This window comes from Exiguobacterium aestuarii, assembly GCF_020171655.1.
Classification (GTDB): domain Bacteria; phylum Bacillota; class Bacilli; order Exiguobacteriales; family Exiguobacteriaceae; genus Exiguobacterium; species Exiguobacterium aestuarii_A.
This window is the reverse complement of record NZ_JAIVAC010000002.1, coordinates 93,004-113,824: the sequence shown is the minus strand read 5'-3', so window position 1 is coordinate 113,824 and position 20,821 is coordinate 93,004. Positions and strand designations below refer to the sequence as shown.

At 49.6% G+C, this 20,821-nt stretch carries 24 protein-coding genes and 1 riboswitch; of the genes, 12 read left to right on the top strand and 12 right to left on the bottom strand.

Annotated elements, in window-relative coordinates; genetic code table 11:
- Nucleotides 1-126 precede the first annotated feature (126 nt).
- Both LCM29_RS11570 and LCM29_RS11565 read left to right on the top strand, forming a co-directional pair.
- A complete protein-coding gene (locus LCM29_RS11570) occupies nt 127-447 on the top strand; it encodes a PadR family transcriptional regulator (protein ID WP_214746862.1) in 321 nt (106 codons plus the stop codon).
- Nucleotides 444-1,475: a DUF4097 family beta strand repeat-containing protein gene (locus tag LCM29_RS11565; RefSeq protein WP_214876274.1), complete on the top strand. Its 1,032-nt coding sequence runs from the start codon at nt 444-446 to the stop codon at nt 1,473-1,475. Before LCM29_RS11570 ends, LCM29_RS11565 begins: the two co-directional genes overlap by 4 nt.
- A gap of 32 nt (nt 1,476-1,507) precedes the next feature.
- On the opposite strand, the gene LCM29_RS11560 is transcribed toward LCM29_RS11565, so the two are convergent.
- From LCM29_RS11560 to LCM29_RS11545, 4 genes are all read right to left on the bottom strand, one after another.
- A complete protein-coding gene (locus LCM29_RS11560) occupies nt 1,508-2,200 on the bottom strand; it encodes a LutC/YkgG family protein (protein WP_224862957.1) in 693 nt (230 codons plus the stop codon).
- The gene (locus tag LCM29_RS11555) at nt 2,200-3,600 is read right to left on the bottom strand and encodes a LutB/LldF family L-lactate oxidation iron-sulfur protein (protein WP_318247832.1); all 1,401 of its coding nucleotides are present in this window, start codon (nt 3,598-3,600) and stop codon (nt 2,200-2,202) included. The genes LCM29_RS11560 and LCM29_RS11555 overlap by 1 nt, the downstream gene beginning before the upstream one ends.
- 2 nt (nt 3,601-3,602) lie before the next feature.
- A complete protein-coding gene (locus tag LCM29_RS11550; RefSeq protein ID WP_214876281.1) occupies nt 3,603-4,340 on the bottom strand; it encodes a (Fe-S)-binding protein in 738 nt (245 codons plus the stop codon).
- A 228-nt stretch (nt 4,341-4,568) separates the two neighbouring features.
- Nucleotides 4,569-5,852: an NCS2 family permease gene (locus LCM29_RS11545; protein WP_224863196.1), complete on the bottom strand. Its 1,284-nt coding sequence runs from the start codon at nt 5,850-5,852 to the stop codon at nt 4,569-4,571.
- A 245-nt stretch (nt 5,853-6,097) separates the two neighbouring features.
- Between LCM29_RS11545 and LCM29_RS11540 the strand changes: the two genes are divergently transcribed.
- The 5 genes from LCM29_RS11540 (at nt 6,098) to LCM29_RS11525 (ending at nt 8,906) form a co-directional block, all read left to right on the top strand.
- On the top strand, nt 6,098-6,331 hold the full coding sequence (locus LCM29_RS11540; RefSeq protein ID WP_214876283.1) for a hypothetical protein: 234 nt from the start codon (nt 6,098-6,100) through the stop codon (nt 6,329-6,331).
- A gap of 10 nt (nt 6,332-6,341) precedes the next feature.
- Nucleotides 6,342-7,301 (top strand): LacI family DNA-binding transcriptional regulator, encoded by a 960-nt coding sequence (locus tag LCM29_RS11535; RefSeq protein ID WP_214695838.1) that lies wholly within the window; start codon nt 6,342-6,344, stop codon nt 7,299-7,301.
- A 67-nt stretch (nt 7,302-7,368) separates the two neighbouring features.
- Complete coding sequence (locus LCM29_RS11530) at nt 7,369-7,650, top strand: HesB/YadR/YfhF family protein (protein ID WP_074034990.1); 282 nt, start codon at nt 7,369-7,371, stop codon at nt 7,648-7,650.
- Between the two features lie 97 nt (nt 7,651-7,747).
- Nucleotides 7,748-7,882: a hypothetical protein gene (locus tag LCM29_RS15220; protein WP_263600848.1), complete on the top strand. Its 135-nt coding sequence runs from the start codon at nt 7,748-7,750 to the stop codon at nt 7,880-7,882.
- A 94-nt stretch (nt 7,883-7,976) separates the two neighbouring features.
- Nucleotides 7,977-8,906 (top strand): manganese-dependent inorganic pyrophosphatase, encoded by a 930-nt coding sequence (locus tag LCM29_RS11525; RefSeq protein ID WP_224862953.1) that lies wholly within the window; start codon nt 7,977-7,979, stop codon nt 8,904-8,906.
- Nucleotides 8,907-8,960: 54 nt separating this feature from the next.
- Here LCM29_RS11525 and LCM29_RS11520 read toward each other — a convergent pair whose 3' ends face one another.
- The 7 genes from LCM29_RS11520 to LCM29_RS11490 form a co-directional block, all read right to left on the bottom strand.
- Entirely contained in the window at nt 8,961-9,392 is a 432-nt protein-coding gene (locus LCM29_RS11520; RefSeq protein ID WP_224862951.1) for a GNAT family N-acetyltransferase, read from the bottom strand.
- Between the two features lie 18 nt (nt 9,393-9,410).
- Entirely contained in the window at nt 9,411-10,202 is a 792-nt protein-coding gene (locus LCM29_RS11515; protein WP_224862949.1) for an ABC transporter permease, read from the bottom strand.
- A complete protein-coding gene (locus LCM29_RS11510) occupies nt 10,199-10,993 on the bottom strand; it encodes an ABC transporter permease (RefSeq protein WP_224862947.1) in 795 nt (264 codons plus the stop codon). Before LCM29_RS11510 ends, LCM29_RS11515 begins: the two co-directional genes overlap by 4 nt.
- The gene (locus LCM29_RS11505; protein ID WP_224862945.1) at nt 10,990-11,994 is read right to left on the bottom strand and encodes an ATP-binding cassette domain-containing protein; all 1,005 of its coding nucleotides are present in this window, start codon (nt 11,992-11,994) and stop codon (nt 10,990-10,992) included. The genes LCM29_RS11510 and LCM29_RS11505 overlap by 4 nt, the downstream gene beginning before the upstream one ends.
- Before the next feature lie 102 nt (nt 11,995-12,096).
- A complete protein-coding gene (locus tag LCM29_RS11500) occupies nt 12,097-13,224 on the bottom strand; it encodes a DUF418 domain-containing protein (protein ID WP_224862943.1) in 1,128 nt (375 codons plus the stop codon).
- A 20-nt stretch (nt 13,225-13,244) separates the two neighbouring features.
- A complete protein-coding gene (locus LCM29_RS11495; protein ID WP_074034179.1) occupies nt 13,245-14,798 on the bottom strand; it encodes an ABC-F family ATP-binding cassette domain-containing protein in 1,554 nt (517 codons plus the stop codon).
- Nucleotides 14,799-14,858: 60 nt separating this feature from the next.
- Entirely contained in the window at nt 14,859-15,467 is a 609-nt protein-coding gene (locus LCM29_RS11490) for an NAD(P)-dependent oxidoreductase (RefSeq protein ID WP_224862941.1), read from the bottom strand.
- Between the two features lie 126 nt (nt 15,468-15,593).
- A riboswitch (purine riboswitch) is annotated at nt 15,594-15,695 on the top strand.
- Between the two features lie 77 nt (nt 15,696-15,772).
- Here LCM29_RS11490 and LCM29_RS11485 point away from each other — a divergent pair.
- From LCM29_RS11485 to LCM29_RS11470, 4 genes are read left to right on the top strand one after another with little or no spacing between them, the layout of a single operon-like run.
- Nucleotides 15,773-16,354 carry a xanthine phosphoribosyltransferase gene (locus LCM29_RS11485; RefSeq protein ID WP_159563328.1) on the top strand — a complete coding sequence of 194 codons (582 nt, stop codon included), beginning with the start codon at nt 15,773-15,775 and terminating at the stop codon, nt 16,352-16,354.
- Nucleotides 16,351-17,655, top strand: coding sequence for a nucleobase:cation symporter-2 family protein (locus tag LCM29_RS11480; protein WP_224862939.1), 1,305 nt, complete (start codon nt 16,351-16,353; stop codon nt 17,653-17,655). Before LCM29_RS11485 ends, LCM29_RS11480 begins: the two co-directional genes overlap by 4 nt.
- 34 nt (nt 17,656-17,689) lie before the next feature.
- Complete coding sequence (locus LCM29_RS11475) at nt 17,690-18,337, top strand: NAD(P)H-binding protein (RefSeq protein ID WP_224862937.1); 648 nt, start codon at nt 17,690-17,692, stop codon at nt 18,335-18,337.
- Nucleotides 18,334-18,726, top strand: a complete 393-nt coding sequence (locus LCM29_RS11470) for an RDD family protein (protein WP_214876296.1) — start codon at nt 18,334-18,336, stop codon at nt 18,724-18,726. The genes LCM29_RS11475 and LCM29_RS11470 overlap by 4 nt, the downstream gene beginning before the upstream one ends.
- Nucleotides 18,727-18,750: 24 nt before the next feature.
- Here the strand turns inward: LCM29_RS11470 and LCM29_RS11465 are convergent, their stop codons facing one another.
- Nucleotides 18,751-20,016, bottom strand: coding sequence for a purine/pyrimidine permease (locus LCM29_RS11465; protein ID WP_224862935.1), 1,266 nt, complete (start codon nt 20,014-20,016; stop codon nt 18,751-18,753).
- A 73-nt stretch (nt 20,017-20,089) separates the two neighbouring features.
- Between LCM29_RS11465 and LCM29_RS11460 the strand changes: the two genes are divergently transcribed.
- Entirely contained in the window at nt 20,090-20,794 is a 705-nt protein-coding gene (locus LCM29_RS11460; protein WP_224862933.1) for an alpha/beta hydrolase, read from the top strand.
- Nucleotides 20,795-20,821 lie beyond the last annotated feature (27 nt).

The following is a 20,821-nucleotide window of genomic DNA, read 5'->3' as shown; positions in this document are numbered from 1 at the left end:
TCTTTTATTGTACAGATTCACCTCCTCAGAAGCTAGATATTGAGAAATCAGGGGAATGAATACTATTGTTTATTGAATAGTAGTGGTTGATGTGCTATTGTTCTATGTATAGTAGGGGGTGGGATCATGAATCCTCAATTCAAGAAGGGCGTACTCAATCTTTGTGTGCTGGCGCTTGTAGCGGAGCAAGACCGCTACGGCTATGAACTCGTCCAAGCGATTTCGGCCAAAGTAGCCATTTCAGAAGGTGCCGTCTATCCGTTGTTGCGTCGCTTGACGACAGAGGGCTATTTCACAACGTATTTAATGGAGTCCGGAGAAGGGCCGCCGCGGAAGTACTATCAGATCACGGAACAAGGGCTTACACATTTGGCTGAGTTACGAACAGAATGGAATGTATTCACGAACGGCGTCAATGACTTAATCCGAGGGGGAGACGACAGATGAATGAAGAACAGTACTTGTCAGAACTTGAGCAATTATTGATGAACGTGAAGGTGAAAGATCGCCTCGATATTTTACGAGATGTGTCTGAGTACTTCACGAGCGGTCGATTAGAAGGAAGAAGTGATGAAGAGATGGCGCGCGAGTTAGGGGAACCGAGCGTGCTCGCATCGGAACTACTTGCTTCTGTCGATTTTGAAGTAGCGGAGTCGACACGACCGCCTGCAGTTGTCAAAAGTTCGACCGTCGCTTTCCAAAGCGTCCTCATTCAAGTTCAACATGCGCAGGTGTTCGTGACACCATCACAAGATGGGTATGCGTACGCGACACTTGAAACAGAGACCGACCATGGGGTTGTCATGGATATCGTCGGGGACACGTTAGAAATTCGGATTGAATCCGAACGTCGTTTCGGTCTGTCTGATTTGTTTTCGTGGTTTGGGTCAAAAGCACCGGTCCTTCGGGTCGAGCTACCTCATCACGCCTATCATCAAATTCAATTGAAGAATCGTCACGGTTCGAGTGATGTACAAGATCTTCAAGCGGAACGTTTACTCGTAGAGAGCGAGAATGGGCGAATCATCGCACATCACATTCAAGCACGTCATGGCGAACTTCGCACATCGAACGGGAAAGTGCTCGCATCAGACTGTCATGGTCACGATTGGGAGCTTCATTCCTCAAACGGTCGTGTTGAAGCGAAGCACTCTCGGCTAGAGCGCATCAATATCCATTCCTCGAACGGTCGAATCGATGTTGATCACGTCACAGGAGCCATTGATGCCAAGACGTCGAACGGCCGGATTGACTGCCTCGTTCAATCGATTCAAGCACCGATTCGTTTGAAGACAAACAACGGAAAGATTGACTTGCACGTGGATGAACGTCCGGAAGATGTGACGATTCGGGCAAAGTCACGGAATGGAAAAGTCAATGTGTTCGGAGAACGGTCGAAAGAGTGCGTGTTCGGTGAAGGATCCATTGAAGTGAAACTAACAAGCTCAAACGGAAGCGTCACGGTATCAGGATAAACGTAGCCCCTCCATCGATGGAGGGGCTATACTTATAGATCATGTACCAACACATAGGCGACTCGAACAGGACCATGAACACCGACGATGAGGTTCATTTCGATGTCGGCCGAATTCGACGGACCGGAGATGAAATTGACACCGTTCGGGGAATGGAGACCATCTCGATCGAGTGCGGCAAGCTGTTGTGCCGTTTGCGTCATACGTGGAACAAGGACAGATTTCGGGATGATCGCAATATGGTCTTGCGGTAACAGACTGATCGTCCGTGATTTTCCCGGCTTCGCATATTGGACGATTGTTGCACTTTCCGCAAACGCTGCATCTGCGATCGTGATGCCGATGTCGGCACGTGCGGCGAGCTCTCGGCTCGTGTCCGGCTTTGTCGAATCCCACCATGCGAACGTCTCACTCGTGGAGGGAGCCCAAGCGGAAATTCGGTCATCGTTTTCCGCGAGGATCCGTGTTCCTTCGTAACGTTCAATCAAGAGACGGAGCGTATCATCGAGATTCGCAGATTCACATTCCACCAAATCAGTATGGATTCGTGTCGCGACCATGCGAAACGTCTCGAGTAGCTCTTCTTCGCTCGCATCTTTTAACACGTCGTCTTGTGGGCGATGTTTGTACTCGCGTTTCGGTGGGGTGAGGTCGACCTCACGCCCGAGCTGTTTGGCGATGCGTTGTAAAAAGTCTTCACGGTTTGTGATTGTACCAGGATTCATCAGGCGTTCCCCCGTTTCTTGAACCAATCTCGGACAGTTTGTTTATTCGGTTGCGGCAAGTCTTTCGAGTCCGTCCAAGCCGGCAGTCCTTTTTCGATCTGACCGGATGTGGCGAACGGTGATGTCGTAAACGGTGCGACATGTTCCGCTGCTTCGAATAAGAACGGACTTGATGCTGTGACGGCAAAACCTTTCATCGCAATCCGTTCCACGAAAGGTGATTGTTTCTTTTCCTCTACGATGACGCGGCGGTGTTCAATCAACAGCTCGTGTAACGGAATCTTCACGGGGCATGCCTCTGTACAGGCACCACAAAGACTCGACGCATAAGGAAGTTCTTTATAGTTCTCGTATCCATCTAGGAGTGGGGCTAAGACGGCACCAATCGGACCAGGATAGATTGAACCGTACGCATGACCGCCGATGTGACGATAGACAGGACAGACGTTGATACAGGCCGCGCAACGGATGCATTGCAGGACCGATTGGAACTGTGTACCGAGAATGCCAGAACGCTTATTGTCGACGATGACAAGGTGGAATTCCTCAGGACCATCGACTTCACCGACCGCGCGCGTCCCGGCGAATGTCGTGATGTATGACGTGAGGCGTTGACCGACCGCGCTTCGACAAAGCATATTGACGAGTACTTCGAACTCTTCATAAGAAGGGACAACGCGTTCCATCCCCATGACAGAGATGACCGTGTCAGGAAGTGACGTCACCATGCGTCCATTCCCTTCATTGGTCACAAGCCCGACGGCTCCACTCTCTGCAATGGCAAAATTACAGCCGGTGATGCCGACTTCTGCCTTTAAAAAGTCTTTTCGTAGTTCTTTTCGTGCATAGCGCCCGAGTTCAGTCGGATCGTTTGAACCGGCATAGCCGTGAGCGGTGAACGTCTCATGAACAGCGTTGCGGTCTTTGTGCAGGGCGGGGGCGACGATGTGAGACGGTGGATCTTCGTCGAGTTGTAAAATCCATTCCCCAAGGTCGGACTCGACGACGGTACATCCTTCTTCCTGAAGCGCCTCGTTCAAACCGATCTCTTCTGTGACCATCGATTTTGATTTCACGACATGTTTGGCTTGTTTCGAACGAACGACTTCCCGAATGTAACGGTTCGCTTCTTTTGGCGTCTCTGCGAAGAAGACGCTCCCACCTCGTTTTGAGACATTCTCGCTCAATTGATACAAGTAATAGTCGAGATGCTCGAGCACGTGTTGACGAATCTCTTCCGAGTGGTCACGGAACGCTTCCCAGTCTCCGAGTTCACCCGCAGCATCCAACCGTCCATCCCGCAGCCGGTTTTGAGCTGAACTGACGGCTTGCCGCATGAACGCATCCTCAATCCCGTCCTTGCGACGGTCCTGAAACTTCTCATCTAACCGAATCCCCATGCTCATGCTTGCTTCACTCCTTCGTTCAAGACTTCGGCAATATGCATCACTTTAATCGGATGCCCCTGTTTATGAAGGCGTCCGCCGATGTTCATCAGACACGATGCATCTGCCCCAATCAAAACGTCTGCACCGGACTGTAAAATCGATTCGACTTTCTCATCCACCATCTGCACTGACACGTCCGGCATCTTGACGGAGAACGTCCCGCCGAACCCGCAACAGTTATGTACGTTCGCAAGGGGAACCATCGTCAGTCCATCGACGTTTCCTAGCAACTTTCCAGGCGCCGCTTCAATTCCAAGAAGGCGGGTCATATGACAAGACGCATGATAGGTCGCTTTGGCGGGGAATTTGGCGCCGACATCAGTGACTTCGAGCACATCGACGATGAACTGCGTCAGCTCAAACGTTTTGGCGGCATGTGCCTCTGCCCGAGGACCCCATACCGGATCACCTTGGAACAAATGCGGATAGTCGCGCATCATCATGACACATGACCCCGATGGTCCGACAATATATTCCGCATCTGCTTGTTCGAACGTTTCAATCATGTGTTTAGCGATTTTTTTCGTTTCCTCATGATAGCCGCTGTTATAAGCAGGTTGCCCACAACACGTCTGTTCAAAAGGGAACGTCACCTCACACCCTAAATGTTCGAGCAGTTCGACTGTCGCTTGTCCGACGGATGGAAACAACGTATCTGATAAACAAGTGACGAATAAAGCTACATTCGGCATAGCCATTCCTTCTTTCTTCTCATGATAGCGATTTCACCGTCATTATTTCATAATACGTAGGAAAGTGACAGGAAAATGGGGAGGAAAACTGATTAATTTGTAAAATCCTGTCTAATTGATAACGTATCTCACTGAATGATAATTCATCCGTAGTCTGATATAAAACAGCATTCCGCTACGTATAACAGAAAAAGACCCTCGTCACATGACGAGGGTCTTGTATCTAAATTATAGGAAGAACATTTCCAAGATGAAAAGTGCGCCGAACAAGTATATGAGCGGGTGAACCGTCTCTTTGTTCATCGCTTTGAAGATCGGGTACAAGATGAACCCGAATGCGATCCCACGTTCGATACTTCCTGAAAGCGGCATGATCAAAATCGTCATGAAGGCCGGGAAGTATTCGCTAAAGTCGCTCCAGTCGATATAACGGACGTTCGTCAACATGAGCGCCCCGACGATGATAAGTGCAGGAGCTGTGATCGCCGCAACGCCAGAGATGGCACCGATGAGCGGGCTGAAGAAGAGCGTCAATCCGAACAAACCAGCGACGACGGCCGTTGTGAGACCCGTACGTCCACCTTGTGCGACACCGGCTGCAGACTCGATGTATGCCGTCGAAGGACTCGTCCCGACGAGTGAACCACCCATTGTGGCAAGTGAGTCGGCAAAGAGTGCACGGTGACCATTTTCAATCGTTCCGTCTTCTTTTAAGAGACCAGCTTGTTTCCCGACACCGACAAGTGTACCTGTCGTATCGAACAATGTGACGAGGAAGAACGAGAGGACTGCACCGAATAATCCATATTGAATGACATCACTAAATGCTGTTACCGGGTTGACCATGAGTCCTTCTGGAAGTGTCGGCATTGCCGTGACACCGTTGATTTGTAAGATGTCCATGAAGTAAGCCACGATTCCAGTGAGTACCATCCCGATCAATAACGAACCGGGGACATTGCGCGAGAAGAGAAGTGCCGAGACGATTAAACCACCGAGTACGAGTAACACTTCTGGTGAGGATACGTCACCGAGACGCACCAAGTTTGCCTCATCTGCGACGATTAATCCCGATAACTTCAATCCGAGCGAAGCGATGAAGAGACCGATTCCGGTCGTGATCGCATGTTTCAACGAAGTCGGGATCGCCTGAATCAGTTTTGTCCGAATCGGAGAAAGCGACAAGATTAAAAAGAAGACGGACGAGACGAAGACGACGCCGAGTGCGGCGGATGGTGCGATTTGTTCTTGGGCGACGAGCGTGTAAGCGAAGAAAGCGTTGAGACCCATCCCGGGTGCCACAGCAATCGGCAAGTTCGCATAAAATGCCATTAAGCCTGTTCCGATGAGGATGGCGATGATCGTCGCTGTGAAAGCTTGAGCGAACGGGATTCCTGCGTCAGATAGAATCGCCGGGTTGACGACAGAGATGTACGCCATCGTCACGAACGTTGTGATTCCGGCTGTCACTTCTTGTTTAACATTCGTACCATGTTGTTTCAATTGAAAAATATTCATCGATAAAACTCCTTATTTCGGCCTATTTCCGAACATTAATTGAGAAAAATGTATAAATTAACGTTATCAACTTGATGACTATACAAAAATGTTTGATTCCCGTCAATTGTTTTGAGTAAAAAACATGAAAAATGAAAGTTACCAATAAATAATGTTCGGAAATAAACTTTTTTCAAAAAAGACCTTGCTCTGAAACGCGTTTCAGAAGATACGGTATAGACAAAGGGAGGGGAACCGATATGAAACCGACAACGTGGAAGACATGGTGCAGTGGAATCGTATACGAACTCGTCATCAATCAGTTGTATACGCCGTTTGGAAAAATGTTGTGTACCCGTTTCCAGGAAGAGTTTCTTCACTTACCGTTAGAGGAGCGCTTCCGTCTCGTTCAAGCGATTCGAAGTCAAGTCGTCGAAAGAGGTGACAGTCAGCAAGCAGAGTGGGTACACTATATGCAAAGACTGACAAGTTGAGGTGGGGCGAATGGCAAACATTCGAGATATCGCGAAGCACGCTGACGTATCGGTGACGACGGTCTCGCGCGTGTTGAACGAGCATCCGTATGTATCGAAGGAAAAACGGACCCGTGTCCATGCGGCGATGAAAGAACTCGGGTATTTGCGAAATCAACAGGCGTTGACGTTGTCGACGGGGAAAACACAACGCGTCGTCGTCATCTTACCTTATATGGATCATCCGTATTACGGTCTCTTCGTCAACGGGCTTGCGAAAGCGGCCCTCGAGCACGATTATCGACTCGTCATGTGGCAGACGGAGTATAAGCTGAGTGAGGAGCGACAAGCACTCGATTTATTGAAGCATCGCGAAGTCGATGGGGCGATCGTCTTGTCGCACGAAATGTCCTTTAAGGAAATGGAGACGTATCGTGCATACGGACCGATTGCCGTAGCGACCGTCGGCGCACCGGAGACGATCTCATCCATCCATGTCGACCATTATGCATCGTTCGTGTCAGGTATTCATGTGCTACAGGAGCATGGATATGAAGAGATTGGAATCATCTTGTCAAGAAGCCATAGTCCGAGCTCCCTTGCGCGTCAGCAAGCCTATTTCGATGAAGTAGCGCATGCGCGTGAGCAATGGATTTGGACCGGTTATTTGACGAGTGAGGACGGTATTCGGTTAGCAGAAACGTTCCTCTCTCAAAAAGAGCGTCCTCGAGCGCTCTTTTTCTCGTCTGATTATGTCGCTCTTGGATTTTTGGGGGAGATGCAACGACGGAACATCTCCATTCCTGAGGAAGTCGCCATGCTAGGGTTTGACGGACATCCGATTAGTCGGGCATTCGGACTGTCGACGATGCTTTCTCCGAATGAACAGATTGGTCGTCAACTGTTTGAAACGACGCTCGCTGAAATGAACGGAGCCATTCCAGAGATTCACGGGATGACCGTCAGCTATCAAGCGGGAATGACACTTTAGGCAACATCCTCGCTCGACTCTTTTGAAACGTTTAGAATGAAAGAAGTAGTCGAGAGGAGGAAATGTGATGAAGATTCAAGTAACAGAAGAAGCGCTCCAATGGTTTAAAGAAGAAATGGAAGTCGAAGCGGGTCAAACGGTTCGTTTGTTTGCAAAATACGGGGGCTCGACAGACTTGACGCACGGTTTCTCCGTGGGAGTCATCACAGAAGACGTGAACAATGCGGCTGTTGAGACCGAAGAAGACGGCATTCGTTTCGTCGTGGCGGAACAAGATGAGTGGTTGTTCCAAGGACAAGACGTGAAAGTCGAACTTCGCGGAGAAGAAATCGTCTTCGTTCAAGCCTGACGTTTCAGTTTGTTTACGTTTGATGAAATGTCGTTTGACGAAATCTGGCTTGGGGAACAGATTACGACAAGTCGGATTTTCGAAAGGATGACACGATATGTCAGACAAAGAAAAGCGTGAACAAGAAGAAAAAGAGAAGTTGAAACGAGATCAACCGGATATCTCCCACGAAGAAGATTCAAAAGGAAATCATTCCGACCTCGAGGAGACAGATGAAGACGAACAATCTTAAGAGCCGAAACGGCTCTTTTTGTTTGGGGAATTGAAAGAAATGCCGTGGACGTTATAATGGATAAGGGAAAACTATTTAGTGAGGAGAATGAGATATGAGTACAGTACTAGTCTTCGGACATAAAAATCCAGATACCGATACGATCACATCAGCGCTCGCCTATGCCGAGTTGAAAAAGAAATTAGGGATGGACGCAGAAGCGGTCCGTCTTGGCGAAGTGAACGGGGAAACGCAATATGCACTCGATCACTTCCGCGTAAAAGCACCACGTTTGATTGAAAGCGTAAAAGGTGAAGCAGAAGAAGTCATCTTAGTCGACCACAACGAGTTCCAGCAAAGTGCAGACGGCATCGAAGACGTGCGGATCCTTGAAGTCATCGATCACCACCGCATCGCGAACTTCCAAACGGCAGACCCGCTCTACTATCGTGCCGAGCCAGTCGGATGTACAGCGACAATTTTATTGAAGTTGTATAAAGAGCACGGTGTTGAAATCGCAGCGGACATGGCCGGTTTGATGCTTTCAGCCATCATCTCGGACTCACTTCTCTTCAAATCACCGACATGTACGGACGAGGATATCAAAGCAGCGAAAGAACTTGCTGAGATTGCTGGTGTCGATGCAGAAGCATACGGGCTTGAGATGCTCAAAGCCGGTGCAGACCTTAGCCAAAAAACGATTGAAGAACTCATCTCACTCGATGCGAAAGAATTCGCGATGGGCGACTATCGTGTCGAGATCGCGCAAGTGAACACGGTCGATGCGAATGATGTCTTGAACCGTAAAGCGGAAGTCGAAGCGGCGATTACCAACACGGTTGCAGCGAAAAACTTAGACTTGTTCGTATTCGCCATCACGAACATTTTGACGAACGATTCAGAAACCATCGTTGTTGGACCAAAACCAGAACTCTTCGAGCAAGCGTTTAACGTGACGCTCCAAAACGGATTGGCGACACTTCCGGGTGTCGTCTCACGTAAGAAGCAAATCGTGCCATTCTTAACGGAAGCGGCGACAAAATAAAAACTCGAAGCCGTGGCCTCGAGCGGAACTGCAGACGTTCATACGTCTGCAGTTTTAATTTTGTTTGAGAAGAGTCTTTTTCAAATAATATTGTTGATGCTCTACTGTCGGGTGGTGCTCGATCACCCCAACGACTTCATAACCGAGCCCGATATAAAAGTCAGGTGCCTGGAAACTGAACGTGTCGAGTTGTATGAGACCGCACTGATGCTCGATGGCGCACTGTTCAATACGCTTCATCAATTTCGTTCCATATCCTTCTCCCCGAAGCTGTTCGTCCACCCATAAGAAATGAATGTGCATCGTGTACCAAAACACCGTACCAGTCACCCCACCGACAATCTGATCGTCGTCATCTCGAACGATGAAACTCACATGTTCGACGGGGTGCTTCACTTCATCCGGTAATTGAGATGCATTATATTCAATCAATCGCTGTCGAATATATTCGCGATCTTCCTGATTCCACTGTTGAACAATCTTCATCCACTCACCCTTTCCTCATTAAGAACCTGTACTTGCAAAAGCACGCAGTCCAAACAACCAAAATCGATAGGCGATGACGAGTGAGAGGATTGCGACAAGCGGGGTTGCTAGTGCAAACATGGTGAACCCACGTCCTTCAAAGAAGTACATCGCCGGATAAAATGCCGTGAAGCCGAACGGGATAATGTACGTTAAGACGAACATGATCACCTTCGAGTAAATCGTCATCGGGTAACGGGCGAAATCACTCAAACTGAATACGGCGAACACGACGGGCAAACTGTCAATCATCCAAAACGAGAACGTCGCAAAGAACAAGTTGACTGCGATATAAATCATGCCGCTCGCGAGGACCATGATGAGAAGGACAATCACGTCCATCACACTCCACGACATCCCGAGTTCGTTCGATGCGAGCCAGAGTACGCTCCCCCCAATCAAGAGTTGACCGAATCCGTCTTGCTGAACCCGCTCCGCGACGATTTGGAACAGCGGATTCACGGGACGCATTAGAATACGGTCCAAGTTTCCCGTACGGATGTACTGCCAGCCAATCGTCCAAAGATTATCAAAAAAGATATGATGGACAGCCCGACCTAAAAACGCGATGCCATAGATGAACAAAATCTCGTAAAAGCTCCAGCCGTTCAGCGATTCGATATGCTGAAAGACAATCGATAAAAAGAAGAGGGCGGCAAATTGTTGACCGAAGACCGATAACACGCCAATCAAGAAATCCATCCGATATTCCATCATCACTTTGAAGTGATTTTTGGCATAGAGCCAATATAGTTTCGCATATCGTTTCATCCGCCAAACACCGTCACTTTCCGAACCGCATACGCGAATAAGAGTCGTACAAATAGAAAGAAGGCCCCGACCCACGCAAGTTGAATCAGAATCGACGGCCATATACCGGATGCTTGTATGTCACCTGTATAGATGGCGACGGGCACATAGACGAGTGAGGCGAACGGTAAATACAAGCTGATCGTCTGGAACCAGTCAGGGAAGAGTGTCAGCGGGATGATTGCCCCGGACATGATGGTAATGATCGCCTCCTGTAAAACAGAAAGTCCCCATACGTTCACCGTATAAAAGGACAACACGCCGACGAGCAAATCAATCAGTGTCGCAAGTAGAATCGCGAGTACGACGCTGATTGAGAAGGCGAACACACTCTCGAGGGACGTCGGAGGGTCAACCCCGATAAACAGCATCGCAATGACGAGGAGCGGCAGTGTCGATCGGAAAAATGTCGACGTTTTCGTCCCGATATCTTGAGCGAGTAACTTATCCAGTAAATGATAGGGGCGGAGCAGTTCGACGGCGACACCACCGTGTTTGATGAGGTGAGCAAGTTCACGTCCGGCACCGCCACGGAATTGATCGAGCATCGTCGCAAGTACTGCATACGTCAACATCATTGAAAGCGAGATGCCTGATACATCGGTCTTATTTTCGTAAACCGCTTGCCAAAAGAAATATAAAATGAACAGGCGCATCGTCACCGAGAACATGCTCGCCCAGTACCAAGCCGTATAGGCCATATCGACTTTGATTTGTGAGGCGGCGAGCGCTACATATTTTTGAAGCCTCATGCGCTCACCTCAGGCTGATAAAGGTTTCGGATTAACGTCTCCATTTTCGGTACGACAACGGATAAGTCTTTCACTTGATTGCAGTTCACGATTTCACGAATCAACTGTCCGCTTGAAATCTCATGGTGGTTAAATGCCAGTTGAATCGAATCTGTCTCTGAAGCGAGTTCCGTGACGAGTCCTGTCACCGATGGCGGAATGACGAATGTCGTTCCTTCGTCGAGTGTGATTTCAAGCGTGCGTTCATTGTTGAACGTCTGCTTGAGCGTCTCAATGCGGTCATCATAAATGATTCGTCCCTCATCCAGGACGATGACTCGATCACACACTTCTTCGATATCCTGCATATCGTGTGTCGTCAAAATGACCGTCGTGCCCCAAGCATCACTGATTTCCCGAATGAACGCCCGAATCGTCTCTTTAATGTCAATATCGAGACCGATTGTCGGCTCATCCAAATACACGACACGAGGACGGTGCAAGAAGGCCGCTGCGAGCTCACATCGCATTTTTTGTCCGAGTGATAATTGACGGACAGGCACGTCGAGAAGAGGTTCCAGCTGGAGTTGTTCGATAAACCAGGCAATGGTTTCCTCGAACTCTGAACGCGGCACTTCATAGATTTCCCGAAGTAAGTCGAATGACTCCCGAACAGGAATATCCCAAAACAATTGCGTCCGTTGACCAAAGACCGCTCCGATTTGACGGGCGTTTTGGATTCGGTTTTCGTGTGGATCGATGCCAAAGACACGGACGGATCCGGCATCCGGACGAAGGACGCCGGCAAGCATTTTAATCGTTGTCGATTTTCCAGCACCGTTAAAGCCGATGTATCCAACGCGTTCGCCTGGAGCGATGGACAAGTCGATTCCTTTCACGGCTTCTTTGATACGATACTTTCTTGAAAATAGGGCTTTAATGGCGCCTTTTAAGCCGGCATCACGTTCTAAAATTTGATAGTGTTTCACGAGATCGCGGACCTCGATGGCTGTCTGTGACATACGTTCCTCCTTATTCGTGCAAGCGTTTTCCTTCATCAGAATAGCATGTGAATCTGGGATTTCCTACCTGTACAAAAAAAGACCGGACGATGAAGTCCGATCTTAGGATGATTTTGTTTGTCTTCCATACGTCCCTAAGCGCCATAGCTTCTCAAATGGTCCGTAACGGTGATTCTTCAGCCACCACATCGAGAAGAATGCCTGGACAATCAAGATTGCGATACTGAGGAATAACCCTTCGGTTAAAGAGAGCGCCCCGTATGCACCGAGTGCGATCACCGGTAAGAACACGATCAGCGTATGCGTCAAATAATTCGTGAGTGCCATCCGTCCGAGCGCTTGAAGCGGCGCGAACGTACGACCTTTACGAACGGCTACCGTGAACAGACAGACGTAAGTCGTGGCGAGTAACTTCCCGGAAATCAAGACGGCGAACAAGTTCAGCCAGAAGTATGGATACCCTTCACCGTAATGATGCCAAATGATCACGCCGAAGAATGGAAGGGCGAGGACGGCACAGATGATGGCCGTACGCATCAAGCTTTCTAAACGCCACGTCAGAAGTTTTCGTTCACGTCCGATATACAGTCCGAATAAGAATAGACTGAGAATCTCGAAACCGACCGCGAACGAGTTGGAGAAGGCGTTAAAGATTTCGATGGAATATCGATAATCGAACCAGGCACCGAAGCCTTGATTGAATACATCGGGGAACGGGATGCCGCCATAATAACTTCCACCCATGCGCCATTCACTCAACGCGGAAGTTCCATACAACAGAAGGATACTGCCGATTAACAAGCTCCATGCCCACGTCAGAATGGCACGGTTGCTCAACTTATAGAAAAGGGGAAGCAATAAGCCCCACATCGCGTACGTATGGAGGATATCACCTGACCAAATCGCCAAGTGTGCGAGACCGAACAAGAAGAGAATCAAAATCCGGCGTATGTAACGACTGACCGATTCGCCCCGAGCGTAAGAACGCTCGAGGAAAATCGAAAAGCCGATCCCGAATAAAAGGGAGAAAATCGTATAAAACTTCGTCTGCACGAACAAGTCAAAGAGCGTGCGGACAAACAAGTCGCTCCCATAATAATCGGGGCGACCGAATATCCAGTCGCTCCCGAGCATACTCGGGATATTGACGAGGAAAATGCCGCAGAGGGCAAACCCTCGGATAATATCATACAAAATAATCCGTTCATTCGTTTGAATTGGGGTCGCCATACGACACGTCCTTTACTGAATTAGAATACTTTCGTCGTCCACGACTCACAGTTCCAGACGTCTGTGACGATATCCTCATAGAATTCTGGTTCGTGACTGATGAGGAGGACACTTCCTTTGTACTCTTTCAACGCACGCTTCAACTCTTCCTTCGCATCGACGTCCAAGTGGTTCGTCGGCTCATCGAGTAAGAGAAGGTTTGTTTCGTTGTTGAGGAGTTTACAAAGACGAACTTTCGCTTTTTCACCACCACTGAGGACGGAGATCTTACTTTCGATGTGTTTCGTCATGAGTCCGCACTTCGCGAGCATCGCGCGTACTTGTTGTTGGTTGAGTGATGGGAACTCGCTCCAAATCTCTTCGATACATGTGTTGTTGCTCGTTGCTGCTTCTTGTTCGAAGTAACCCATCTCCAGAAACTCACCGCGCTCAACGGTTCCTTCAAGCGGATTGATCAATCCAAGCAAGCTCTTTAAGAGCGTCGTCTTCCCGATTCCGTTCGCTCCGACGAGGGCAATCTTTTGACCGCGCTCCATCTGAAGGTCGAGCGGACGTGAGAGCGGCTCGTCGTATCCGATGACGAGACCTTTGGCATCAAAGATGAGTCGTCCCGATGTACGGGCCTGCAGGAAGCGGAATTCCGGTTTCGGACGCTCTGCACTCAATTCGATGACATCCATCTTATCGAGTTTCTTCTGACGTGACATCGCCATGTTTCGTGTCGAGACGCGCGCCTTGTTCCGGGCGACGAAATCTTTCAAGTCGGCAATCTCAGCTTGTTGACGCTTATAGGCTGCTTCAAGCTGCGAGCGTTTCATCTCGTACACTTCCATGAACTTGTCATAGTCTCCGACGTAGCGGTTCAACTCTTGGTTCTCCATATGGTAGACCAAGTTGATGACACTATTTAAGAACGGGATATCGTGTGAGATCAAAATGAAGGCATTGTCATAGTTTTGGAGGTAGCGTTTCAACCACTCGATATGAACTTCATCCAAATAGTTGGTCGGCTCATCGAGGAGCAAGATATCTGGCTTCTCGAGAAGCAACTTCGCAAGCAATACTTTCGTACGCTGCCCACCTGACAAGTCCGTGACGTCCCGGTCGAGACCGACATCTAAAATACCGAGACCGCGTGCGACTTCTTCTACTTTCGCATCGATGATATAAAAGTCGTTCGAGTCGAGCGTCTCTTGAAGTTCACCGACTTCAGCGAGCATGTCTTCCATCTGTTCAGGTGTCGCGTCACCCATCTCCATGTAGAGTTCGCCGATGCGCGTCTCCATGTCAATCAAGTATTGGAAAGCACCTTTTAAGACGTCACGAATCGTCATCCCGCGCTCGAGCACCGCATGTTGATCGAGGTAACCGACACGGACATTTTTCGCCCATTCGATTTTCCCTTCATCCGGTTGCAGTTTGCGTGTGATGATGTTCATGAACGTTGATTTTCCTTCACCGTTCGCTCCGACGAGACCGATGTGTTCCCCCTTTAAGAGGCGGAAAGAGACATCGTTCAAAATAGCGCGGTCACCAAAGCCGTGGCTCAAGTTTTGTACCGTTAATATACTCATAATTCGTTTTCGTTCCTTTCAAAGTAAACTACCCGATATTGTAGCATGAATCCAATCAAATTAGTACGCCAGTCCGACTGACTCCCGTACATGTTCATTCTCTTCGATGGCGTGAAGCATGAACTGGGCGACATCTGCCCGTGAGATGTGTTTCCCGTTATCCGGTACCTCATCGATGGCCGTACGATAAGTCGAGGTGCGAGGACCGTCCGTCAATTGCATCGGTCGTACAATCGTATAATCGAATGACGAGTTGCGCCACAGGTCCACGGCTGCCCGATGATCACGGAGCGGTTTTCGGAGCATGAACGTAATGGCTTTCCCTGCAAGTCCCGGTATCTCATTGTCGATTCCAGCTGAGGCCAAATAGACGACGCGTGAGATGCCATTCGTCTTCATCGCAGGGACGAGCTTGTCCGTGACACTCGCTAAAAAGTCCGGATTGCTCAAATCCGTTCCGAGACAGCTGATGACCGCATCATGACCATGCATCGCTTCTGTTAACGCATCGATGTCATATAAGTCGCCTTCGATGATTTCAAGTTGTGGGGTCCGAATCAACTTTTTCTGTTCACGTACGAACGCGGTGACGTCATGACCGTGCTCGATGGCTTGGTCGATGAATTGATGTCCGGTCCGACCGGTTGCGCCTAATACGAATAACTTCATAAGGGCAAGGCTCCTCTCTCATATCCAATACATACAGTATACAGCAGTTTCAGAAAAATCGAACATTTCACCGTTTGATTCCAACCTATTGCATTTCTCGTCAGCTCGTCTACAATAAAGTTTATCTTATATAAATAGATTCGCACTCGTATATCAGCGGAAATATGGTCCGCAAGTCTCTACCGAACTACCGTAAATGGTTCGACTACGGGTGGCGCTTGTCGTATGCTGTCGTTGATTTCCATGCGGTTCGTTGCCTCCCGATGAGGGGTGACGAATCGCATTTTTTAATGGAGGGAACAACAATGAAGCAGTTAGAAGACAAAATCCGTGAAGAGGGTCGGGCCTTATCCGACCAAGTGTTGAAAGTTGACGCCTTCTTGAATCATCAAGTCGACCCCGTGCTCATGCAAGCCATCGGCAAAGAGTTCGCAGAACGCTTCAAAGACGCTCAAATAGACCGAATCGTCACACTCGAATCGAGCGGGATTGCGCCAGCGATGATGACGGCGCTTGAGATGGGCATCCCGTTCGTATTCGCGCGTAAGCGGAAATCGCTGACGCTCCAAGACGACCTCGTCGAAGCGGATGTTTATTCGTTCACGAAACAGGAGACGAACCGCATCAGCTTGAGCCGACGTTTCGTCTTACCAGGCGAACGCGTTCTCGTCATCGATGACTTCCTCGCGAACGGGGAAGCGGCGCTCGGACTGACACAACTCGTCGAAGCGGCAGGTGCAGAAGTCGCAGGTGTTGGAATCGTCATCGAAAAATCGTTCCAACCAGGCCGCGATAAACTGATTGAGCGTGGTTATCGCGTCGAATCGTTGGCACGTATCGCGAAATTAGAGAAAGACCACATCTCATTCGTGGAGGTCGTTCGATGAATACATTTAAGACGGCAAGTCTCGGGTTTCAGCATCTGCTCGCCATGTACACGGGAGCAGCCATCGTCCCGCTCATCGTCGGTGGTGCCATCGGACTTGGTCCAACCGAGCTCGCCTATCTCGTGGCAATTGATTTATTCATGTGTGGGGTGGCGACGCTTTTACAAGTATGGACGACACGCTTCACGGGTGTCGGATTGCCAGTCGTCCTCGGATGTACGTTCACGGCGGTCGGTCCGATGATCGCCATCGGAAGCTCAAATGGGATTACGGCCATTTATGGCGCTTTGATTGCCAGTGGGTTCATCGTCATCCTCATTTCCGGATTTGTCGGGAAGCTCGCACGTTTCTTCCCGCCGGTCGTCCTCGGTTCGGTCGTGACGATCATCGGTCTCTCACTGATTCCGGTCGCCATCAATGACATCGGTGGCGGGATGCCAGGTGAGCCTGGATTCGCATCGATGCAGAATCTCGGATTAGGTGGTTTGACGATTTTACTCATTCTCATTTTGAACCGTGTTGGTACTGTCTTCACCCGCGCCGCTGCTGTCCTCTTTGCCGTCCTCATCGGAACAGGGGTTGCTGCTTCGCTCGGTCTCGTGGACTTCAGTCCTGTCCGTGAAGCGGGATGGTTCCAAATGGTTCAACCGTTCTACTTTGGGATGCCGACATTCGATGTGTCTGCCATCCTCGTCATGACGCTCGTCGCCATTATTTCGATGATTGAATCGACAGGTGTATTCTTGGCGCTCAGCGATATCACGAAAAAACCGATCGGTGCAAAAGAATTGACGAAAGGGTATCGTGCGGAAGGCGTCGCAACGATTCTCGGAGGAATTTTCAACAGCTTCCCATACACGACGTTCAGTCAAAATGTCGGACTTGTTCAATTGTCAGGTGTAAAATCGCGCCGTGTCATCTTCTGGACAGGTGGGTTACTCATCTTGCTCGGATTCCTTCCGAAAGTCGCCACATTCACGACATTGATTCCAAAGCCTGTGTTAGGTGGAGCGATGCTCGTCATGTTCGGAACGGTCGCCGCTTCCGGCATTCGAATTCTGAGTCAGGTCGATTTTTCGAAAAACGAGAATTTGATTACGATCGCACTCTCGATTGGTGTCGGACTCGGCATCACCGCTAACCCGGCGATTGTCGCCAACATGCCGGAATGGCTTCAATTGTTCACAGATAGTGCCATCGTGGCAGGTTCGTTCACAGCGCTCCTGTTGAACGGATTTTTCCGTATGATGGACCGCTTCCGTCCCGCGGCGATTATTGCCGAAGAACGACAAGTCAGCTAGACTGAAGGAAATAGTAGTCTAGGAGGAGTCACGAATGGGGAAAACTGCACTTGTCGTAGGCGCGACCGGCTTGATTGGTCGCGAATTGGTGGAACAGTTGTTAGAGAGTGACCGTTATGAGTCGGTCTGGATTGTCGTCCGTCGCTCGAAGCGATGGAGTCATCCGAAACTACACGAGGTCGTCGGATTCGAGGAGATGGATGCGGCACTTCCACACATCGATGACGTGTATTGTGCACTCGGCACAACGATTGCGGTCGCTGGCTCACAAGAAGCATTCAAACAAGTCGATTTAGAGCTGCCGCTTGAAGTCGCTCGTATCGCCAAGGCACATGGTGCGACACGCTATGCGGTCGTATCGGCACAAGGCGCATCATTACGTTCTTCTTTCTTTTACAACCAGGTAAAAGGGGAGCTTGAAAACGGATTGCGCATCTTCAACTTCGATCATCTCATTATCGCGCGTCCTTCGTTGTTACTCGGCGAGCGTGATTCATTCCGACTCGGGGAAAAAGCGGCTGAGGTCATCAGTCGCCCGTTCCAGTCGCTGCTGGTGGAAAAGGCACCAGAAGTCGCACCGATTCAAGCGCTGCATGTCGCACGTGCGTTGATCATGGCGTCTGAAGAAGGCGAAGGAATCGAAGTGTTGACGTCGGGTATGATGCAGAGGATGAGCCGATGAATCCATTGACGAAGAAACGAACGAAAGCGGTCTTAATTGACAGTGTCATCGCAGGGCTCGTCAGCTATGGCGTGGAGCAACTCGTGCGCAAGAAAGTGAAGAGCGAGTTCGTGCATGCAGTCGTCACACCGACACTGCTCACATACGCGATGGAAGCTTGCCAAATGAGTCGAGGCGGACAAACCATTGGCTATAAGTTGATGGGGCTCGAGTTGAAAAATGATGACGGCACAGCTGTCACGGCGAAACAGGCGCTACAGCGTGCTCTTTACCGTGATACGTTGTCAGGGGTGCGATACTGGAAAGACCGTGCGCATTTTGAACAAGAAGAAGGCGCCGTGTTACCGCACGATGCCCGTTATCATATGCATGTACGTGAAAAGAACTGACCGTTATTATGGTCAGTTCTTTTTTCAATCCTTGATTTTACTTAAGATAGCTGTCGTCAAAGCGACGATCGTTCCGAGGACGAGTCCGTTTGAGAAGACGGTCGCAAGGAGCGGCGGCAAATCATTCATCGAACCAGGTGGCAAGAGCATCGCCCCGGCACCGATGACGAGCGGGAGACCGACCGTAAGAGAAGCCGTCGATTGTTTTAATTCGAAGGCAGCCTCATTGATTCCGATGATGATCATCGTTGCGATAAGTGGTGTCACGATCGCATAGCCGACAGCGGCTGGGATACTCGCAATCAACGAGACGAATGGTCCGATGAGTGCTAATCCCATCATGAGGGCATGGGCAATCAAGTGAGGAGCGCGCTGGACGCTCTCCGTCGAAGAGAGGAATCCGGCCGTCCCGGAGATTGCGACAGGACCTGGTGTTCCGAACAGACCAGCCACGATTTGACTGACCCCACTTGCAACACCAGACGCGGGAACGTTCCCTTTGATTTCACGTTTTTCACGAGAGCTGACGATACGTTCAATCAACTTGATGTTCGCGAGGACGTTCGTCATGAGAAGCAAGGTGATAACGAAAGCCGTCGGCAACAAGTTCCAATCCCACACCCAACTTCCGAAGGGAAGAAGTTCCGGTACGAGGAAGAACGATTCTGAGCGGACGATTGGATTTCCAAGGTCGAGCAAGTGGAATAAACCGAACCCGACGAAAAGCGTCATGACGAGTCCATATTGTTTAAAGCGACTTTGTTCAAGCGTGAGTGCAAACAAGACGAGACCAGCCGTTGCGACGGCTTGAACGATATTGATTCCGTCTTCCGTCACCCCGAAGCCACCTTTAATGACGGCTCCTGACAATTGGAGGACGAGTAAAATCATATAGACACCGAGTACTTGAGGTGTAAACAGGGCAAGCATGCGTCTTAAGATACCGGTGACGGTCAGCAACACGCCAAGGATCCCACTCAAGAACAACATAAATCCAAGTGCCTGCAACGTCTCTTGTTGACTTCCGTATAAGGCGGGTCCGATGGATGCGTATAAGGTGAAGACGCCCCACCAAATGCCGGCGGGTCCTTCAAGTATCGGGAGGCGATGTCCGAGCAACGTCTGGATGATGCTAAAGAGTGCGAAGATGAAGAGTGAGCGGGATATGAAGGTCATCGTCTCATCTGGTGACAGTTCAAACAAGGCGGCGATGGAGAGTGGTGGTACAATATTTGTAGCTAAAATAAAAATAAACCACTGAATCGTCGTGGTTACATTACTTCTGGTCATGGTGTCCCCCTGATCATGCTTTTTCTTATTAGTGTAACGCTATGAGGAAGTGGATGCAAATGGAGGCTATATAATGAAGAAATTCTTCAAGTGGGCCGCACTCTCAGTCGTAGGGTTGCTTGTTGTCGCGGTAGCAGGCTTTTTGATTTGGACACAGTTCACGTATGGACCAACCGATGAAGCGACACAGTATGCCGAAGAGGGGAAAGTGGTCGACAACCGTCTCGAGTTTGGAGATACGACGAGTGAGGTCGGCGTCATTCTCTATCCAGGGGCGAAAGTCGAGAAAGAGGCGTATGCCTATTACGGAACACAATTAGCGGAAGAGGGTGTCTTTGTCGCGATTCCATCGCTTCGTCTCAATTTAGGCATTTTAGATATCGATGCGGCAGCTCCAATCATCGAGGCACATCCGGAGATTGAACGCTGGATTGTGGCCGGTCATTCACTCGGAGGTTCGGCGGCATCGGGGTATGCACTTGAGCATCAAGAATTAGTGGGGGGTGTCATTTTCCTCGCTTCGTATCCGATCAGTTCGATGGTCGATAGCGACTTACGTGTACTATCGATTTCCGGTGAATTGGATGGATTGGCTGTCCCAGAAGACATCGAGGCGAGTCGAAGCGACCTCCCTGAAGATAGCCAATTCGTACAAATTGAAGGCGGGAATCATGCAAACTTCGGAATGTATGGTCCACAAAAAGGAGATCAGGAAAGCCCGCTCACATCGAAAGAACAATTGGACGAAGTCCTATCAGCGATTCTCGAATGGTTATAAAAAACGTGTGCACCTCGATGAAGGTGC

Coding starts and splice junctions, on each gene's coding strand:
- LCM29_RS11570 (WP_214746862.1), top strand. CDS start 127: ATGAATCCTCAATTCAAGAAGGGCGTACTCAATCTTTGTGTGCTGGCG.
- LCM29_RS11565 (WP_214876274.1), top strand. CDS start 444: ATGAATGAAGAACAGTACTTGTCAGAACTTGAGCAATTATTGATGAAC.
- LCM29_RS11560 (WP_224862957.1), bottom strand. CDS start 2,200: ATGAATCCTGGTACAATCACAAACCGTGAAGACTTTTTACAACGCATC.
- LCM29_RS11555 (WP_318247832.1), bottom strand. CDS start 3,600: ATGGGGATTCGGTTAGATGAGAAGTTTCAGGACCGTCGCAAGGACGGG.
- LCM29_RS11550 (WP_214876281.1), bottom strand. CDS start 4,340: ATGCCGAATGTAGCTTTATTCGTCACTTGTTTATCAGATACGTTGTTT.
- LCM29_RS11540 (WP_214876283.1), top strand. CDS start 6,098: ATGAAACCGACAACGTGGAAGACATGGTGCAGTGGAATCGTATACGAA.
- LCM29_RS11535 (WP_214695838.1), top strand. CDS start 6,342: ATGGCAAACATTCGAGATATCGCGAAGCACGCTGACGTATCGGTGACG.
- LCM29_RS11530 (WP_074034990.1), top strand. CDS start 7,369: ATGAAGATTCAAGTAACAGAAGAAGCGCTCCAATGGTTTAAAGAAGAA.
- LCM29_RS15220 (WP_263600848.1), top strand. CDS start 7,748: ATGTCAGACAAAGAAAAGCGTGAACAAGAAGAAAAAGAGAAGTTGAAA.
- LCM29_RS11525 (WP_224862953.1), top strand. CDS start 7,977: ATGAGTACAGTACTAGTCTTCGGACATAAAAATCCAGATACCGATACG.
- LCM29_RS11520 (WP_224862951.1), bottom strand. CDS start 9,392: ATGAAGATTGTTCAACAGTGGAATCAGGAAGATCGCGAATATATTCGA.
- LCM29_RS11515 (WP_224862949.1), bottom strand. CDS start 10,202: ATGAAACGATATGCGAAACTATATTGGCTCTATGCCAAAAATCACTTC.
- LCM29_RS11510 (WP_224862947.1), bottom strand. CDS start 10,993: ATGAGGCTTCAAAAATATGTAGCGCTCGCCGCCTCACAAATCAAAGTC.
- LCM29_RS11505 (WP_224862945.1), bottom strand. CDS start 11,994: ATGTCACAGACAGCCATCGAGGTCCGCGATCTCGTGAAACACTATCAA.
- LCM29_RS11500 (WP_224862943.1), bottom strand. CDS start 13,224: ATGGCGACCCCAATTCAAACGAATGAACGGATTATTTTGTATGATATT.
- LCM29_RS11495 (WP_074034179.1), bottom strand. CDS start 14,798: ATGAGTATATTAACGGTACAAAACTTGAGCCACGGCTTTGGTGACCGC.
- LCM29_RS11490 (WP_224862941.1), bottom strand. CDS start 15,467: ATGAAGTTATTCGTATTAGGCGCAACCGGTCGGACCGGACATCAATTC.
- LCM29_RS11485 (WP_159563328.1), top strand. CDS start 15,773: ATGAAGCAGTTAGAAGACAAAATCCGTGAAGAGGGTCGGGCCTTATCC.
- LCM29_RS11480 (WP_224862939.1), top strand. CDS start 16,351: ATGAATACATTTAAGACGGCAAGTCTCGGGTTTCAGCATCTGCTCGCC.
- LCM29_RS11475 (WP_224862937.1), top strand. CDS start 17,690: ATGGGGAAAACTGCACTTGTCGTAGGCGCGACCGGCTTGATTGGTCGC.
- LCM29_RS11470 (WP_214876296.1), top strand. CDS start 18,334: ATGAATCCATTGACGAAGAAACGAACGAAAGCGGTCTTAATTGACAGT.
- LCM29_RS11465 (WP_224862935.1), bottom strand. CDS start 20,016: ATGACCAGAAGTAATGTAACCACGACGATTCAGTGGTTTATTTTTATT.
- LCM29_RS11460 (WP_224862933.1), top strand. CDS start 20,090: ATGAAGAAATTCTTCAAGTGGGCCGCACTCTCAGTCGTAGGGTTGCTT.